Annotated in this window: 14 protein-coding genes; 11 read left to right on the top strand and 3 right to left on the bottom strand. The window is 69.2% G+C overall.

Annotated features, from left to right (window positions below; all coding sequences use genetic code 11):
- The first annotated feature begins 71 nt into the window (after nucleotides 1-71).
- From ACAG20_RS03875 to ACAG20_RS03860, 4 genes are all read left to right on the top strand, one after another.
- The gene (locus ACAG20_RS03875; protein ID WP_370491598.1) at nucleotides 72-3,146 is read left to right on the top strand and encodes an RND family transporter; all 3,075 of its coding nucleotides are present in this window, start codon (nucleotides 72-74) and stop codon (nucleotides 3,144-3,146) included.
- A 126-nt stretch (nucleotides 3,147-3,272) separates the two neighbouring features.
- Entirely contained in the window at nucleotides 3,273-3,713 is a 441-nt protein-coding gene (locus ACAG20_RS03870; RefSeq protein ID WP_112688055.1) for an OsmC family peroxiredoxin, read from the top strand.
- A 17-nt stretch (nucleotides 3,714-3,730) separates the two neighbouring features.
- Nucleotides 3,731-4,213, top strand: a complete 483-nt coding sequence (locus ACAG20_RS03865) for a hemerythrin domain-containing protein (protein ID WP_112688057.1) — start codon at nucleotides 3,731-3,733, stop codon at nucleotides 4,211-4,213.
- 19 nt (nucleotides 4,214-4,232) lie between these two features.
- Nucleotides 4,233-4,712: a hemerythrin domain-containing protein gene (locus ACAG20_RS03860; protein WP_165825077.1), complete on the top strand. Its 480-nt coding sequence runs from the start codon at nucleotides 4,233-4,235 to the stop codon at nucleotides 4,710-4,712.
- Nucleotides 4,713-4,727: 15 nt separating this feature from the next.
- Here the strand turns inward: ACAG20_RS03860 and ACAG20_RS03855 are convergent, their stop codons facing one another.
- Nucleotides 4,728-5,492 carry a lipase family protein gene (locus ACAG20_RS03855; RefSeq protein WP_370491597.1) on the bottom strand — a complete coding sequence of 255 codons (765 nt, stop codon included), beginning with the start codon at nucleotides 5,490-5,492 and terminating at the stop codon, nucleotides 4,728-4,730.
- 265 nt (nucleotides 5,493-5,757) lie between these two features.
- On the opposite strand from ACAG20_RS03855, the gene ileS reads away from it, so the two are divergent.
- From ileS to ACAG20_RS03835, 4 genes are all read left to right on the top strand, one after another.
- Entirely contained in the window at nucleotides 5,758-8,886 is a 3,129-nt protein-coding gene (gene ileS / locus ACAG20_RS03850; RefSeq protein ID WP_370491596.1) for an isoleucine--tRNA ligase, read from the top strand.
- A 307-nt stretch (nucleotides 8,887-9,193) separates the two neighbouring features.
- Complete coding sequence (locus ACAG20_RS03845) at nucleotides 9,194-10,495, top strand: PPE family protein (RefSeq protein WP_370491595.1); 1,302 nt, start codon at nucleotides 9,194-9,196, stop codon at nucleotides 10,493-10,495.
- Between the two features lie 18 nt (nucleotides 10,496-10,513).
- Nucleotides 10,514-11,887, top strand: coding sequence for a PPE family protein (locus ACAG20_RS03840; protein ID WP_370491594.1), 1,374 nt, complete (start codon nucleotides 10,514-10,516; stop codon nucleotides 11,885-11,887).
- 30 nt (nucleotides 11,888-11,917) lie between these two features.
- Nucleotides 11,918-12,259 carry a DUF732 domain-containing protein gene (locus tag ACAG20_RS03835; protein ID WP_112688074.1) on the top strand — a complete coding sequence of 114 codons (342 nt, stop codon included), beginning with the start codon at nucleotides 11,918-11,920 and terminating at the stop codon, nucleotides 12,257-12,259.
- Between the two features lie 7 nt (nucleotides 12,260-12,266).
- Here ACAG20_RS03835 and ACAG20_RS03830 read toward each other — a convergent pair whose 3' ends face one another.
- Nucleotides 12,267-12,833 (bottom strand): class I SAM-dependent methyltransferase, encoded by a 567-nt coding sequence (locus tag ACAG20_RS03830; protein ID WP_370491593.1) that lies wholly within the window; start codon nucleotides 12,831-12,833, stop codon nucleotides 12,267-12,269.
- An 81-nt stretch (nucleotides 12,834-12,914) separates the two neighbouring features.
- Between ACAG20_RS03830 and ACAG20_RS03825 the strand changes: the two genes are divergently transcribed.
- Entirely contained in the window at nucleotides 12,915-14,240 is a 1,326-nt protein-coding gene (locus ACAG20_RS03825; protein ID WP_370491737.1) for a DNA polymerase IV, read from the top strand.
- A 7-nt stretch (nucleotides 14,241-14,247) separates the two neighbouring features.
- On the opposite strand, the gene ACAG20_RS03820 is transcribed toward ACAG20_RS03825, so the two are convergent.
- Entirely contained in the window at nucleotides 14,248-15,189 is a 942-nt protein-coding gene (locus ACAG20_RS03820) for an asparaginase (RefSeq protein WP_370491592.1), read from the bottom strand.
- 41 nt (nucleotides 15,190-15,230) lie between these two features.
- On the opposite strand from ACAG20_RS03820, the gene lspA reads away from it, so the two are divergent.
- Nucleotides 15,231-15,815 (top strand): signal peptidase II, encoded by a 585-nt coding sequence (gene lspA / locus ACAG20_RS03815; protein WP_370491591.1) that lies wholly within the window; start codon nucleotides 15,231-15,233, stop codon nucleotides 15,813-15,815.
- Nucleotides 15,808-16,728, top strand: coding sequence for an RluA family pseudouridine synthase (locus ACAG20_RS03810; RefSeq protein ID WP_370491590.1), 921 nt, complete (start codon nucleotides 15,808-15,810; stop codon nucleotides 16,726-16,728). Before lspA ends, ACAG20_RS03810 begins: the two co-directional genes overlap by 8 nt.
- Nucleotide 16,729 lies beyond the last annotated feature (1 nt).

Here is a 16,729-nt window from a genome sequence, read left to right as displayed (position 1 = left end):
CTTCGCCGCGGTCCTGAACTGGGGGTTAAAGTGATCGCTTGGGGTAAATCGTCAGGGGAGGGCCCTGGAAAGTGACGAAGACACACCACCTGGGCCTTGGCCGGTCGTCCGCGGCAGGGTTCGTCCGTAGGTTCGCGTGGCCGATAATCCTGGGCTGGGTGGCCATCACGGCGCTGGTGAGCATCGCGGTCCCGCAGTTGGAGCAGGTCGCCAAGGACCATCCGGTGTCGTTGAGCGCCAAGGACGCGCCGTCGATCCAGGCGATGGCGCGGCTGGGACACGTGTTCCAGGAGTCGGACACCGACAGTGCGGCGATGATCGTCCTCGAAGGCGAGGAACCGCTCGGTGATGCCGCCCACCACTACTACAACGAGCTGATCGCCCAGCTCAACGCGGACACCACGCACGTCCAGCACATCCAGGACTTCTGGGGCGACCCGCTCACCGCGGGCGGCGCCCAAAGCGCCGACGGTAAGGCCGCGCTGGTGCAGCTGAACCTCGCCGGCAACCAGGGCGAGGCGCTGGCGAACGACTCCGTCGAGGCGGTCCGCGACATCGTGAACCGCACACCCGCCCCGCCGGGGGTGCGCGCCTACGTCACCGGCCCGGCGCCGATGGTCACCGACATGAACACCAGCGGCGACCGCGCGGTGCTGAAGATCCTGGTGGCCACCGTGTCGGTGATCTCGCTGATGCTGTTGCTGCTGTATCGCTCGTTCAGCACCGTCGCACTGTTGTTGGCCGTGGTCGGGATCGAACTGGCGGCCGCGCGCGGCATAGTCGCGTTCCTCGGCCATGTCGGGCTGATCGGGCTGTCGACGTTCGCGATCAACATCCTGGTGACGCTGGCGATCGCCGCGGGTACCGACTACGGCATCTTCTTCATCGGCCGCTACCACGAGGCCCGGCATGCCGGCGAGGATCTGGAGGCGGCGTATTTCACCACGTACCGCGGGGTCGCCCATGTGGTGCTGGCATCGGGTTTGACGATCGCGGGCGCTACGTTCTGTCTGAGCTTCACCCGGTTGCCGGTCTTTCAGACGATGGGTGTCCCGTGTGCGGTCGGCATGCTGGTCGCGGTGGCGATCGCGCTGACCCTGGTCCCCGCGGTGCTCACGGTCGCCAGTGGCTACGGCTTGCTGGAACCCCGGCGCAAGATGTCGGATCGCGGCTGGCGCAAGGTGGGTACGGCGATCGTGCGGTGGCCCGGCCCGATCTTCGTGGCCGCCTGCGCGGTCGCACTCATCGGTCTGCTGGCGCTGCCGGGTTACCAGGTGAGCTACAAGGACCCGTCGTTCATTCCCAAGGACACCCCGGCCAACCTCGGCTGGGCCGCCGCGTCGCGGCACTTCCCGGAGTCTCGCCTGCTGCCGGAGGTGCTCCTGGTCGAATCCGATCACGACATGCGCAACTCGGCGGACTTCCTGGTGCTCAACAAGCTGGCCAAGAGTGTGTTTGCGGTCGAGGGCGTCGCGCTGGTGCAGGGGGTGACCCGGCCGGAGGGGACTCCGCTGGGGCATACCTCGATCCCGTTCCTGCTCAGCATCCAAAGCGCCGGCCAGATGCAGAACCTGGACTTCATGAAGAGCCGGGTCGCCGACATGCGCAAGCAGGCCGACGACCTGGAGGGCACCATCGCGTCGCTGCAACGGATGTACGGGCTCATGCAGCAACTGGGCACCAATACCCACGAAGCGACCGGGGTTTCGCAAGAGGCGATGGACCTGGCCCAGCAGATGCGCAGCCACATGGCCGATTTCAACCAGAACTCCAAATTGCTGCGCGAAACGGTCGACACGAACGACTGCCGCGGGGACCCAACCTGCCTGTCACTGCGGTCGGCGTACGCCTCGATGGACGGCGCGACCCAGCTCACCGACAAGCTCAACGAATTGGCGCCGGTGATGAACAACGTCGACGTGGTGACGCCGCAGCTGCTGGAGATGATGCCGGCGCAGATCGCCGCGCTGCGCAGCCTGCAGACCATGATGCTGACCCTGCACAGCACGATGTCCGGAATGATCGCGCAGGTCGAGGAGGTCGGCGGGGATTCGGCCGCGATGGGCCAGGACTTCGATGCGGCGAAGAGCGACGACTCGTTTTATCTGCCCCGGGAGGCGTTCGACAATCCCGACTTCAAGCGGGTGATCCAGCTCTTCCTGTCGCCGGACGGCCACGCCGCGCGGTTCTTCATCACCCACGACGGCTACCCGGCGACCCCGGAAGGCATGGCGCGGGTGAACCTGATCAAGAAGGCCGCCACCGAGTCCCTCAAGGGGACGCCGTTGTCGACTGCCCAGGTCTACGTCGCCGGTACCGCCGCGCTCTTCAACGACCTGCAGGGTATCGCCGACTATGACCTGTTGATCGCCGGGATCACGGCGCTGGCAATCATTTTCATCATCATGTTGCTGATCACGCGGAGTTTCATCGCCTCGCTGGTGATCGTCGGTACGGTGCTGGCCTCGCTGGGGGCGTCGGTCGGGCTGTCGGTATTGGTCTGGCAGTACATCTTCGGCATCCACCTGCACTGGCTGGTGATGGTGATGTCGGTGATCGTCCTGCTGGCGGTGGGCTGTGACTACAACCTGTTGCTGGTCGCCCGATTCAGGGAGGAGCTCGCCGCCGGAATCAAGACCGGCATCATCCGGGCGATGGGGGGCACCGGAAAGGTGGTCACGGCCGCCGGGCTGGTGTTCGCCTTCACCATGGCCTCCATGCTCGTCAGTGACCTGCGGGTGGTGGGCCAGGTGGGCACCACGATCGGGCTCGGCCTGCTGTTCGACACCCTGATCGTCCGCTCCTTCATGATGCCGTCGATGGCGGCGCTGCTCGGCCGGTGGTTCTGGTGGCCGCTGAACGTGCGGGAGCATCCGCCGCGCGCACCGCGTGCGGTGGCGCCGGTCCTGGCGGGGGCTGCGGCGGCGCCGGCGGGCGAATCCGCCGCGGCCGCAGCGGATGCCGCACCGGCTGTGGCCGGCACCGCGCCGACGGCCGACCCGTCCGACACGCACGAGTGGACGTTCGAGGACATGGTGGCCACCGCGTTCCCGGAACTGTCGGCGCCACCGGCCGAACCGACCGACGACCGGGCCACCGAGGTGCTGGCGGCCACCCCGCCGCCGGAGGACGAAGCCGAGCACTGAGCTGCCGATCCGACGCTGGCCAGCACCCCGCCCCATGGACTAGATTTAGACAAGTCCTGATTGTAAAAATTAAGGCGGGTCCGGCTCGGTTCGGGGCGGCGTCCGCACCGGAAGAGGAGGCGGCGGATGAGCATCGCGGATCGGAGCGTGCAGACCAGCTGGAAAGGACCGCTGGCGACCGGGGCGGGCGCCTTGGAAAACGGCAGCAGCGGTGCGCTCGACGGGCTGCCGGTGACCTGGGCGGCCCGCACCGAGCAGCCGGGCGGAAAGACCAGCCCGGAGGAACTGGCCGCCGCCGCCCACTCGTCATGTTTCGCCATGGCGTTGTCGCTGAAGCTCGGTGAGAACGACACACCGCCGCAGCAACTCGACGTCACCTCGACGGTCACCCTCGACGAGGTCGACGGGCTGCCCACCATCACTACGTCGAAGCTGACGGTTCGCGCCGAGGTCGCCGGCCTGGACGCCGCCGGCTTCGCCCAGATCGTCGACGCCGCCGCCGCGCTGTGCCCGGTGTCGCGACTGTTCGCCGGCGCCAAGGTCAGCGTCGACGCACAGCTGGCCTGAGGGGATTGAATAAAATCATGTCCCCCGCAACGCTTTCGATCGCACTCGAACGTGAACACCAGGAAGTCGACGCCGGGCTCGCGAACTTCCTGGTGAAGCTGGATGCCGGCAGCGTGGACGCCGACGCCCTGCGCGGCACACTGGCCGCACTGCGTCGCCACATCTACCTGGAGGAACAGTTGCTGTTCCCGCCGATCAGCAAGGGCGCGCAGATGATGTCGGTGTTCGGGATGATCCGCGGCCACGGTGAGATCTGGCGCACCATGGATGCACTCGACGACCTGGCGGCCGGACCGGGCGATGCCGCCGACCATGAGGCGTTGCGGGAGGCCTGCCAACGGCTGTTGACTCTACTGGCCGACCACAACAAGGTGGAGGAGCCGGTGATCTATCCGGCCGCCGACACCGGCCTGGCCCCGGAGCAGGCCGCCGAGGTTGCCGACTTCCTCGAATCCGGCCGGATGCCCGACGGCTGGGTTTGTGCGAAGGCCGCCGTGTAGGAGTGCTAAGGAGACCGCAATGCCCCCGGAGAAAGCTCGCGTGCCGGTGTCGGCCGCCCTGGAGCGTGAGCACCAGCTGATCGACGCCGGTCTCGAAGCCTTCCTGATCGATCTTCGCGACGGCCGGGTGGACGCCGCCGGCCTGAGCGCGGCTCTGGAAGGGCTGCGCAAGCACATCTACCTCGAGGAGCGGATCCTGTTCCCGCCGATCCGGCAGGCCGGCATGGCGATGCCGGTTGCGGTCATGATGACCGAGCACGGCGAGATCTGGCGCACGATGGACGCACTGGTCGGACTGCTGCCCGAGGGCGACACCGCGGCGCTGATGGCGGTCGCCCGGCTGCTGCTCGATCAGCTTGCGGTGCATAACTCCAAGGAAGAGCAGGTCGTCTACCGCGCCGCCGACAGCAGGCTGGAACCCCAGCACGTGGCAGCGGTGACCGAGTTCATCGAGACCGGCTTGCTGCCCGACAGCTGGGAGTGCCTGGAGGCGAACTAGCCGCCGGCGGCCGGCTCACGGTTGCGCCGGCAGGGCTGCGAGCCCGGCGTGATAGCCGGCCAGGCTGTGCCGCCAGCCGATGTCGATGGCCCCGCCGCTGTCCACCGCGATCTCGGCGCCGACGTGCACATACGGTGACGGCGGCAGCAGCGGCACGATGTCGAGAAAGTTCACCACCCGGTAGCAGCATTCGATGGCCGCGTTGAAGGCGGCCGCGAAGTCGGGCAGCCCCACCCGTGGGCCGCCGAACGTGGTCAGCCGCGGCTCGATGGTGCGTGCCGGCCCGGCGAGCCTGATGCGGGCGATATCCGGCGCGGCCAGAACGGCGAGCGCCGCACCGAGACTGTGCCCGGTGACGAGGATGTTCTCGCAGCCGCGAGTCGCCGCGTCCAGGTTGGCGGCGATGCTGGCGCGGATGCAACCGTAGATGTCTTGGAACCCGGCGTGTACCTGACCGAAGCCCACGACCGGCAGGTAGGGCGCCGGGAGGAAGTCGAAGTCGGCGATCCAGTCCGCCACATCGGAGCTGCCGCGAAACGACAGGTAGGCGGTGCGGGTCGCCGCGTCGTGCCCCATGAGTCCGAAGATGTTGGTGTCTTTGGCCATCGCGTTCGCCGGGTGCTGGTCGGGCAGCGCGGCCAACTGGGCGTGGTCTGCTTCGATCAGGGCGGTTTGAACGAATCCGGGCGGCAGGGCTGGCACAGCACCGGACATCACGGTGTAGGCCGCCTGCGCCAGGGGCAGCGCCACGTCGCGGGCATGTGACGCGCTGAATGCCACGATGCAAAGTCTAGGAGCCCGAGGGCCGTGCCGAGGCGGCGCTCCGTACAATCGGCTCATCGGCAATGATCCGGCCATCACCGGGGAGCCTTCGGAGGAACGGGCCCGACGCATGACAGCCGGGCCTCACTAGAACCGAACGGGTCGGCCCGTCACAGCCTTGTGGAGCGGTCGCGCCGGCAGCGCGGCAAGCGGGGTGGTACCGCGGTGCTCGCGCAACCCGCGCGGCGTCGTCCCCGGGCCGGGCGCTTGGAGGCGACACAGCATGAGTCAACGCAGCTATCCGAAGCCGGCCGCCGGTGCCCCCGACTTCCCGGCGGCTGAAATCGAGGTCCTCGACTACTGGGCGGCCGACGACACCTTCCGGGCCAGCATCGCCCGCCGCGACGGCGCCGAGGAATACGTGTTCTACGACGGCCCGCCGTTCGCCAACGGGCTGCCGCACTACGGGCACCTGCTCACCGGCTACGTCAAGGACATCGTGCCGCGGTATCGCACCATGCGCGGCTACAAGGTGGAACGCCGGTTCGGCTGGGACACCCACGGGTTGCCCGCCGAACTCGAGGTCGAGCGCCAGCTCGGCATCACCGACAAGTCGCAGATCGACGCGATGGGCATCGCCGCGTTTAACGAAGCCTGCCGGGAATCGGTGCTGCGCTACACCGCCGAATGGCAGGACTACGTCACCCGGCAGGCCCGCTGGGTCGACTTCGACAATGACTACAAGACCCTCGACCTGCCGTTCATGGAATCGGTGCTGTGGGCGTTCAAACAGCTGTGGGACAAGGGCCTGGCCTACGAGGGTTATCGCGTGCTGCCGTACTGCTGGCGCGACGAGACGCCGCTGTCCAACCACGAACTGCGGATGGACGACGACGTCTACCAGAGTCGGCAGGACCCGGCGCTGACCGTCGGGTTCCGGGTGGCCGACGGGGGACCGGTCGCGGAGCTGGCCGGTGCCCACCTGCTGGTGTGGACCACCACGCCCTGGACACTGCCGGCCAACCTGGCGGTGGCGGTCAACCCGGAGGTGACCTATGTGCAGGTAGCGGTCGGGGACCGCCGGTACCTGCTCGCCGAGGCGCGGCTCGGCGCCTACGCGCGCGAATTCGGGGAAGAGCCCCAGCTGTTGGGCAGCTACCGCGGTTCGGAGCTGATCGGGTTGCACTACCTGCCGCCATTCCCGTATTTCATGGCGGCGGCAGGCGCATTCCGGGTGCTGGCCGCCGACTTCGTGTCGACCGACGGCGGCACCGGCATCGTGCATCTCGCGCCGGCCTACGGCGAAGACGACAAGAACACCACCGACGCCGCCGGGATCGCCCCGGTCACCCCGGTCGACGCCAAGGGCCGCTTCGACTCCAGCGTCGCCGACTACGCCGGACAGCACGTCTTCGACGCGAACAAGGCGATCATCGCCGACCTGAAAGCGGGCGCGGGCCCTGCCGCCCCCAATGGCGCGGTGCTGGTCCGCCACGAAACCTACGAGCACTCCTACCCGCACTGCTGGCGGTGCCGCAATCCGCTGATCTACAAGGCGGTCTCGTCGTGGTTCGTGCGCGTCACGGAGTTCCGGGACCGCATGGTCGAGCTCAACGAGCAGATCAGCTGGTATCCCGAGCACGTCAAGGACGGGATCTTCGGCAACTGGCTCCGCGGCGCGCGCGACTGGTCGATCTCCCGAAACCGGTACTGGGGCACGCCGATCCCGGTCTGGAAATCCGACGACCCGGCCTACCCCCGGATCGACGTCTACGGCAGCCTCGATGAGTTGGAACGCGATTTCGGGGTGCGACCCGATAACCTGCACCGGCCCTACATCGACGAGTTGACCCGGCCCAACCCCGACGACCCGACCGGCCGATCGACGATGCGACGCATCCCCGACGTGCTCGACGTGTGGTTCGACTCTGGGTCGATGCCCTATGCCCAGGTGCATTACCCGTTCGAGAACTCCGACTGGTTCGATTCGCATTACCCAGGTGACTTCATCGTCGAGTACATCGGGCAGACCCGCGGCTGGTTCTACACCCTGCACGTGCTGGCCACCGCGCTGTTCGACCGGCCGGCGTTCAAAACCTGTGTGGCACACGGCATTGTCTTGGGCTCCGACGGGCAGAAGATGAGCAAGTCGCTGCGCAACTATCCCGATGTCAACGAGGTGTTCGACCGCGACGGCTCCGACGCCATGCGCTGGTTCCTGATGGCCTCGCCGATCCTGCGGGGCGGCAACCTGATCGTCACCGAACCGGGCATCCGCGAGGGGGTGCGCCAGGTGATGCTGCCGCTGTCCAACGCCTACAGTTTCCTGGCCCTCTACGCGCCCGAATCCGGTGTATGGCGCACCGATTCACCACACGTGCTCGACCGCTACATCCTGGCGAAGCTGGCAGCGCTGCGCGACGACCTGACCGCCGCGCTGGACGGCTGCGACATCTCCGGGGCGTGTGAGGAACTGCGCCAGTTCACCGAGGCGCTGACCAACTGGTACGTGCGACGCTCCCGGCAACGGTTCTGGGACGAGGACCCGAACGCCATCGACACGCTGCACACCGTGCTGGAGGTCACCTGCCGGCTGGCAGCACCACTGCTGCCGCTGACCACCGAGAAGATCTGGCGCTCGCTGACCGGGCACCGGTCGGTGCACCTGACCGACTGGCCCGAGGCCGGCGACCTGCCGCGCGATTCGCAGCTGGTCGAGGCGATGGATCAGGTGCGCGACGTGTGTTCGGCCGCGTCCTCGTTGCGTAAGTCGCACCAGCTGCGGGTGCGGCTGCCGCTGCCCAAACTCACCGTCGCCGTTGAGGATCCGCAGCAGCTGGCGCCGTTCTCCGGGCTGATCGCCGACGAGCTCAACGTCAAGGCCGTCGAGCTGACCGAGGACATCGACCGCTACGGCCGCTTCGACCTGGCGGTCAACGCCAAGGTGGCCGGTCCGCGGCTGGGCAAGGATGTGCAGGCCGCGATCAAAGCCGTCAAGGCGGGGCAGGGCGTGGTCAACCCGGACGGCACGCTGAGCGCCGGGCCGGTGGTGCTGCGCGACGGTGAGTACACCGCGAAGCTGGTGGCCGCCGATCCCGAATTCACCGTGGCGCTGCCCGACGGCGCCGGGCTGGTGGTGCTCGACGGCACGGTGACCGAGGAACTCGAAGCCGAGGGCTGGGCCAAGGACCGCATCCGCGAACTGCAGGAACTACGCAAGAACATCGGCCTGCAGGTCTCCGACCGGATCACCGTGGTGATGTCGGTGCCCGACCCGCGGCTGGACTGGGCACAGGCCCACGCCGAACTGATCGCCGGTGAGATCCTGGCCACCGCATTCGAATTCGGCGAGCCTGGGCCGGACGCCGCCGAGATCGGTGACGGTGTGCGGGTGACGATTACCAAGGCCTGAGCAGGGCACGGCCTCCGCGGCGGCGCGAGTTTCTTGCAGCCAGATTCTTTTGCTGACCGCCGGCCGGTGAGCGCCCCGCAGCGGTCGGTACACGCCCGGGGGCGGTCGGCGCCGCTTGGTGTTTGCGCTGCTCACGGGGTTGGAGAGCCCCTGGTGGGCAGTTCGTTGTCCGCCGGACCGAGTACCTCGGAACCATACCGTGACCGGTGTGCAGCGGCGGTTTAGTCAGCCCGCCTACCGGCCTGGCGCTGGCTAACCTTCTGATCTCATCACCGTGAGCGCAACTGACCCCGAGCGAAGGAGCACTATGGATTTCGGTGCACTCCCGCCGGAAATCAACTCCGCCAGAATCTATTCTGGGCCGGGTTCGGCTCCCATGCTGGCCGCTGCGGCCGCCTGGGATGCGCTGGCCAACGAGCTGCACACCACCGCCGCGGTCTACGCCGCTGTCGTCGCCGACCTTGCGAGTTCGGCCTGGCATGGACCTTCGTCGGGCGCGATGGCGGCTGCGGCAGCGCCGTATGAGCAGTGGATGAGGGCGACGGCGGCGCAGGCGGAACAGGCTGCGCTTCAAGCCCGAGCGGCAGCAGGTGCCTACGAGCTGGCCTTCGGCGCCACTGTTCCGCCGCCGGTGGTCGCGGCCAATCGGGCACTGCTCGCATCGCTGGTCGCTACCAATTTCCTCGGGCAGAACTCGCCGGCGATTGCGGCCACCGAGGCGCACTACGCACAGCTGTGGGCTCAGGACGCGGCCGCGATGTACGCCTACGCCGGCTCCTCGGCGGCCGCCACCCAGTTGACCCCTTTTGCCGTACCGCCGGAGACCACCGATCCCAGTGGACAGCGCGATCAGTTGGCGGCGGTGGCCAACGCGACGCAGGACTCGGCCCGATCCAATATGCAGTCGGCGCTGTCCCAGCTGATGTCGCAGGTGCCGAGCACCCTGCAAACCTTGACGACGAACCCGACCTCGCTGGCCGCCGCAGCCACGCAGGCGACATCGGGCCTGCAGAACGGCATGGACAGCATCACCAACTTCATCAAGGTCGTCGACGGCCCCTACTCACCGCTGGGAATCCTGCGGCTGTTCAAGAACTGGTGGCAGGTCAGCTCGAGCCTGGTGAGCATGAACAACGGTGCGCAGAGCCTGGGATCGTTCTTCAACCCCAAGCCCATCACGGGAGCGTTGTCGCCGCTGTTGGCAAGCGAGCTGCTGAGCGGCGGGGCGGCGGTGAACCCGGCGAGCGTACCCGCGGCCTCGGCGGCGATTGGCCGAGCGGGCATGGTCGGGTCGCTGTCGGTACCGGCGAGCTGGGCATCGGCCGCTCCGGGGGTGACTCCCAACGTGCAGACCGTTGCGTCGCTGTTGTCGAAATCCGCGCTCGACGCGGCTCCGGCGATGGCCGTCAACGGTGAGAATGCCATGTTCGGGCAGATGGCGGCGTCAAGTCTGGCGGGCCGGGCCCTCAGTGCGCCCGTCGGTCATGCCGTGGGTGTGGCCTCCACCCGCACCATCGGCGCTGTCACGCACGTCACCAATGCCGCGGCGGCGGGCCCTGATATCGCCACGACCGCGACCATCATCGTCATCCCGCCGATCCAGAAGTAGCTGAAGGAGTTGCGGCACATGGCCTTTCAGAGCTTCGCGGCGCAGCCGCCGGAGATCATCTCCGGCCTGATCTATTCGGGTCCGGGCGCTGCGCCCCTGCTGAGCGCGGCCTCGGCCTGGTCGGGACTGGCCACCGAGCTGCACGCCACTGCGTCCTCCTACGCTGCGGTGCTCGCCGGGCTCAGCGGCGGGTGGCAGGGTGCGGCGGCAGCAGCCATGGCGGCCGCGGCCGCGCCGTACGTGACGTGGCTGACGACGACGGCCACCCAGGCCGAGGAGACTGCCGGCCAGGCCACGGCCGCGGCCGCTGCCTACGAGTCCGCCTTCGCCGGCGTCGTTCCACCCCCGGTGATCGTCGCCAACCGCAGCGAGCTCGCATCGCTGGTCGCCGCCAACATCCTGGGCCAGAACAGTGCCGCCATCGCCACCACCGAAGCGCAATACGCCCAGATGTGGGCGCAAGACGTCGCGGCCATGGTCGGCTACGCAACGGCGTCGCAGGCCGCCACCCAGCTGACGGCGTTCACCGCACCGCCGCGGACCACCAACGACAACACCGGCCAGGCCGCCGCGACCGCCGAAGCGGCGCGGGCCTCGGCGCAGTCCACCGCCCAGTCGACGCTCGCCAAGCTGGGGCAGGCCATCGCCACGGCCCCCTCGCAAGACGGGGCACAGAACGCGGTGGGCGCCGTCACCGGGGACACCGACATGGCCGGGTTGTACGAGTCGTTCTGGAACTTCCAGTCCTCGATCGGGTCGGAGGCCACCTGGACCAACGCCGTGGGCGGCACCACCAACCTGGGCATGACCCAGGTCAGGCTCTTCCACAAGCTGCCGAGTCCGCCGGCGATCCCCAAATCCGCGCTGGGTGGTGGGCTGATGAGCTCCGGACTGGCAGCCGGCCCGGCCCCGGGTCTGGCCGGGGGGCTGGCCACCGCCGCCTCGGCCAGTGCCGGCAGCGCCTCGACGGTGGGAGCCTTGTCGGTACCCCCGGGTTGGGCCACCGCTGCCCCGGCGATCAAGTTGGCCTCCGTCGCCTTGCCGAACACCGCCATGGGAGCAGCCCCGGCGGCGCAGCTCGGGGGACTGCTCAGCCCGGCGGCGCTGGGCAGCTTGACTGGAGGCGCACTGGGCGGCCCTGCCGCGCGGGTGGCCACGCCGGGTGTGCGGGTCGTCGCGGCCAACACCAAGAACCGCGACGCTCCGGTCAAACTCGATCAGGTCATTGCGCAGCTGCAACAGACGCCGGACGTCGTTCAGCATTGGAACGTCGATGAAGCCGGGCTCGACGATCTGGTGGCCAAGCTGTCACTGAAGCCCGGGATCCACGCGGTGCACGTCTGCGCCGAGGACGAGGTGGTGCCCACCGGATCGCAATCCGCGCTCGGCTGACCCGACACTCCCATCTTTAGAAGGTCTGCAATGCGAGTCTTGTTCGCCCCGTTGGTAGCACTGACCGCGCTCGTTCTCGCCGCACCGGCGCACGCCGAACCCGGTGTCGTCGAGGCGAGCGCCGTTGATCCGACCGAGTTCATCACGTCGCTGCACCAGGTGGGTATCACCTTCGATGACCCGGCGCAGGCCGTCGCGGCCGGCCAGGCGGTCTGTGGACTTGTGGCCAACGGCGAAACCGGCCTCGAACTGCTCACCGACCTGCGCGAGGCAAATCCGGCCCTGACCATCAACGGCGCCGCCCAGTTCGCGGCGATCGCCGCCAAAACCTATTGCCCGCAGCAACTCGCACCGGCCAAGTCGGCCAAATGATCCCCGGTCAGGGCTTGACCGCGCGCCAGCGTTGACGTCCGCCGGCGGTCGACACCTCGACATCGCCGAACCCGCTGCGGCGCAACCGCTCCGGCAGCGTATCGGGTGAAACCGGGTTGTAGGTGTCACGAATATGCAAGAGGCGGAACGTCGTAGAGTGCACGCCGTCGCTGCCGGCGAACATGCCACCCGGCTTGAGCACGCGAAACGCCTCGTCGAACAACCGATCCTGTAACGCAGGTGTCGGCACATGATGCAGCATGGTGAAGCACACCACTGAGCTGAAGGTGTCGCCGGACAGGCCGGTGTCGGTGCCGTCCCCGTTGATGACGCGCGCCCGCGAACCGTATTCGGCCTGCAGGCGCTGCGCCATCGGCGGATCGATCTCGACGGCGGTCAGCTGCGGCGCCATACCCACCAGGCACCGCAGGTTGGCGCCGTAACCCGGGCCGATCTCCAGGGTGTTCTCGCCGAGTTCCACACCGGCGAGCGCCCACGGCAACAACTTGTGCTCGACATTGCGCGCCCAATACCGCGAACTGCAACACAGTCGGTGGACCAGATTCATCGCCATGAAACAAACGCTAGCCCGATCGCCCGCCGCCGGCCCATAGGATCGGCGACTGTGGACGCCCGGTGGGTCCTGCACTTGGACATGGACGCCTTCTTCGCCTCCGTCGAGCAACTGACCCGCCCGACGCTGCGCGGTCGCCCGGTACTGGTCGGCGGACTGGGCGGCCGCGGCGTGGTGGCCGGCGCCAGCTACGAGTCGCGGGTGTTCGGGGCGCGTTCGGCGATGCCGATGCATCAGGCGCGCCGACTGGTGGGCGCCGCCGCGGTGGTGCTGCCGCCGCGCGGGGCGGTGTACGCGGTGGCCAGCCGCCGGGTGTTCGAGACCGTGCGCGCGGTGATCCCGGTCGTCGAGCAACTGTCCTTCGACGAGGCGTTCGGCGAACCGGCCGAGTTGTCCGGCGCCGGCAGCGAAGACGTGCACCGGTTCTGTGAGCGGCTGCGCCGCCGGGTGCGCGACGAGACCGGCCTGGTGGCGTCGGTGGGGGCGGGCTCGGGCAAGCAGATCGCCAAAATCGCCTCGGATCTGGCCAAACCGGATGGGGTGCGGGTCGTCAGCCGCGCCGAGGAACGACTGCTGCTGGACGGGCTGCCGGTGCGCCGGCTGTGGGGTATCGGTCCGGTGGCCGAGGAGAAGCTGCACCGGCTGGGCATCACCACCATCGGCGCGTTCGCCGCGCTGACCGACAGCGAGGTCGCCGACATCCTGGGCGCCACGATCGGGCCCGCGCTGCACCGGCTGGCCCGCGGGATCGACGACCGTCCGGTCGCCGAACGTGCCGAGGCCAAACAGATCAGCGCCGAATCCACCTTTGCCACCGATCTGACCACGCTGGAGCAGCTGCGGGCCGAGGTCGGCCCGATCGGCGAACACGCCTACCGCAGGCTGCTGCGCGACGGACGGGGTGCCCGCACGGTGACGGTGAAACTCAAGAAGGCCGACATGAGCGTGCTGACCCGCTCGGCGACGCTGCCCTATGCCACCACCGACGCCGCCGCGCTGATGGCCGCGGCCGGCCGGCTGCTGCTGGACCCGGCCCAGATCGGCCCGATCCGGCTGCTCGGGGTGGGATTCTCCGGGCTGACCGATGTCCGTCAGGAATCGCTGTTCCCGGAGCTGGCCTTCCCGGAGGCCACCGCTGATTCACCCGAAACGTCGGCGCCGCAGCCGGTTTCACCGCCGATCGCGGCGTCGTGGCGGGTCGGCGATGACGTCGCCCACGTCGAGCTGGGGCACGGCTGGGTGCAGGGCTCCGGCCACGGGGTGGTGACGGTGCGGTTCGAGACCCGCAGCTCCGGCCCGGGCCCGGTGCGGACCTTCGCCGTCGACGAGCCCGGGATCGCCCCCGCCGATCCGGTCGCCAGCCTGGACTGGCCCGACTACCCGGCCGTCCCGGACGAGACCGGGTAAGACAGCGTCAGCCCCACCGGTCGACGGCGTCGGCCACCGGCAGGCCCGCGGACAGCGCCGCCATCAGCAGCACCCGGGCCTGCGGCGGGCGAAGCCGGGGCACCATGACCGCACCGGCGTCGACCAGGGCACGGCCCGGCCCGTAGGCCGCCCCGACCCGCGCGCCGGGCACCCGGCTGGACACCGCGACGGCCACCCCGTCGCGGCAGTGCCGGCGCACCCCGTCGATCACCGCAGTTCCGGCGTTGCCCGAACCCAACGCCTCCAGGACAACTCCGCGCGCGCCGGCGGCCACGCAGGCGTCCAGCGCCGCCGCGTCCGCGCCGGCGTAGAGCGCGACGATGTCGACCCGGGGCGGGGCTGTCACCGGCAGCTGCGGGCGCATCTTGTCGCCGGCCAAGGACACCCGATCGCCGGCCACCGTGCCCACCCGTGCGCCACCGAAGCCGGTCAGATCGGTGGTGGTGGTCTTGTGCAGCCCGAGCGGGGCCAGCACCTGCCCGGCGAAGCACACCAGCACACCCAGTCCGCGGGCCGCGGGGTCCGCGGCCAGCCGCAGCGCGTCCCGCAGGTTGCCCGGCCCGTCGGCGTCGGGGGCATCGGAGCTGCGTTGCGCCCCGGTCAGCACGACCGGGGCGTCGCCGGTGTAGCCCAGCTCCAGCCAGAGCGCGGTCTCTTCGCAGGTGTCGGTGCCGTGCGTGACGACTACCCCGTCGGCGCCACCGTCGACGCCGGTCCGCACCGCGGCCAGCATCCGGCCCCAGTCGGCCGGGGTCAGCTCCGAGCTGTCGCGCGCCATCAGGTCCACCACGGTGACCTCGGCGGAGTCGGTGCCGACCCCGGCGACCAGGTCCGCGCCGTGGACGGTGGGCCGGCGCACCCCGCCGTCGTCGGTGCTGGCGGCAATGGTTCCGCCGGTGGTGATGACCGTGAGGCGCTTGGACACCATGCCGCGATCATGCCGTACCCGCGTTAAGGGATGATGGGGGCGTGACTGAGGAGACAACCGACTCGACCGAGCCGGCCACCGAAGCGGCGCCGGCGCCGGCTCCTCGCCGGCGGCTGGGCCTGCTGCTGTCGGTGGCCGCGGTCGTGCTGCTGGTCGATGTCATCACCAAGGTGCTCGCGGTGAGGCTGCTGACCCCTGGCCAACCGGTGTCGATCATCGGCGACACCGTCACCTGGACCCTGGTGCGCAACTCCGGAGCGGCGTTCTCGATGGCCACCAGCTACACCTGGGTGCTGACGCTGATCGCCAGTTCGGTGGTGCTCGGCATCATCTGGATGTCGCGCCGGCTGGTGTCGCCGTGGTGGGCGGTCGGATTGGGCATGATCCTCGGCGGGGCACTGGGCAACCTGGTGGACCGGTTCTTCCGGGCCCCCGGGCACTTGCAGGGCCACGTCGTCGACTTCCTGTCGATCGGTTGGTGGCCGGTGTTCAACGTCGCCGATCCCGCGGTGGTCGGCGGTGCGATCCTGCTGGTCACCCTCTCGGTGTTCGGGTTCGACTTCGACGCGGTGGGCCGCCGTCGCGCCGGTGACGACGCCCGGCGCGACGATGCCGGTCGTGACTGAACGCTCCATGCCGGTGCCCGAGGGGCTGGCCGGCATGCGCGTCGACGCCGGGCTGGCCCGCCTGCTGGGGCTGTCCCGGACCGTTGCCGCGACGCTGGCCGAGAACGGCGACGTCGAACTGGACGGGACGCCCGCCGGAAAGTCCGACCGGTTGGCCGCCGGGGCGTGGTTACACGTGCGGCTGCCCGAGGCGCCGGCCCCGTTGGAGAACACCCCGGCCGAGGTCGAGGGCATGGCGATCCTGTACTCCGACGCCGACATCGTCGCCGTCGACAAGCCCGCCGGGGTGGCCGCCCACGCCTCCGTGGGCTGGACCGGACCCACCGTGCTGGGCGGGCTGGCGGCGGCCGGCTACCGGATCACCACCTCCGGGGTCCCCGAACGCCAGGGCATCGTGCACCGGCTGGACGTCGGCACCTCCGGGGTCATGGTGGTGGCGATCTCCGAGCGGGCCTACACCGCGCTGAAACGCGCCTTCAAGGCGCGCACCGTCGAAAAGCGCTATCACGCACTGGTGCAGGGCCATCCGGATCCGTCCAGCGGCACCATCGACGCACCCATCGGCCGGCACCATGGCCGCGACTGGAAGTTCACCGTCACCGCCAACGGCCGGCACAGCATCACCCACTACGACACGCTGGAGGCGTTCGTCGCGGCCAGCCTGCTTGACGTGCATCTGGAGACCGGCCGCACCCACCAGATCCGGGTGCATTTCGCCGCGCTGCGCCATCCCTGCTGCGGCGACCTCACCTACGGCGCTGATCCCACGCTGGCGAAAAAACTCGGGCTGGAACGCCAGTGGCTGCATGCCCACTCGCTGGCCTTCGCCCACCCTGGCGACGGCCGGCGCATCGAGATCACCAGCGAGTATCCGGCCGATCTGCAGCACGCCCTGGACGTGCTGCGGCGCTGAC

Source organism: Mycobacterium sp. pW045, assembly GCF_041287085.1.
GTDB classification, from domain to species: Bacteria; Actinomycetota; Actinomycetes; order Mycobacteriales; family Mycobacteriaceae; genus Mycobacterium; species Mycobacterium algericum_A.
Note: the sequence above shows the minus strand (reverse complement) of the source record. Positions and strands in the feature narration are given on the sequence as shown.

Excerpts from the sequence above, each read along its gene's own strand:
- ACAG20_RS03870 (WP_112688055.1), top strand. The coding sequence starts at position 3,273 with ATGAGCATCGCGGATCGGAGCGTGCAGACCAGCTGGAAAGGACCGCTG.
- ACAG20_RS03865 (WP_112688057.1), top strand. The coding sequence starts at position 3,731 with ATGTCCCCCGCAACGCTTTCGATCGCACTCGAACGTGAACACCAGGAA.
- ACAG20_RS03860 (WP_165825077.1), top strand. The coding sequence starts at position 4,233 with ATGCCCCCGGAGAAAGCTCGCGTGCCGGTGTCGGCCGCCCTGGAGCGT.
- ileS (WP_370491596.1), top strand. The coding sequence starts at position 5,758 with ATGAGTCAACGCAGCTATCCGAAGCCGGCCGCCGGTGCCCCCGACTTC.
- ACAG20_RS03845 (WP_370491595.1), top strand. The coding sequence starts at position 9,194 with ATGGATTTCGGTGCACTCCCGCCGGAAATCAACTCCGCCAGAATCTAT.
- ACAG20_RS03840 (WP_370491594.1), top strand. The coding sequence starts at position 10,514 with ATGGCCTTTCAGAGCTTCGCGGCGCAGCCGCCGGAGATCATCTCCGGC.
- ACAG20_RS03835 (WP_112688074.1), top strand. The coding sequence starts at position 11,918 with ATGCGAGTCTTGTTCGCCCCGTTGGTAGCACTGACCGCGCTCGTTCTC.
- ACAG20_RS03830 (WP_370491593.1), bottom strand. The coding sequence starts at position 12,833 with ATGGCGATGAATCTGGTCCACCGACTGTGTTGCAGTTCGCGGTATTGG.
- ACAG20_RS03825 (WP_370491737.1), top strand. The coding sequence starts at position 12,915 with ATGGACGCCTTCTTCGCCTCCGTCGAGCAACTGACCCGCCCGACGCTG.
- ACAG20_RS03820 (WP_370491592.1), bottom strand. The coding sequence starts at position 15,189 with ATGGTGTCCAAGCGCCTCACGGTCATCACCACCGGCGGAACCATTGCC.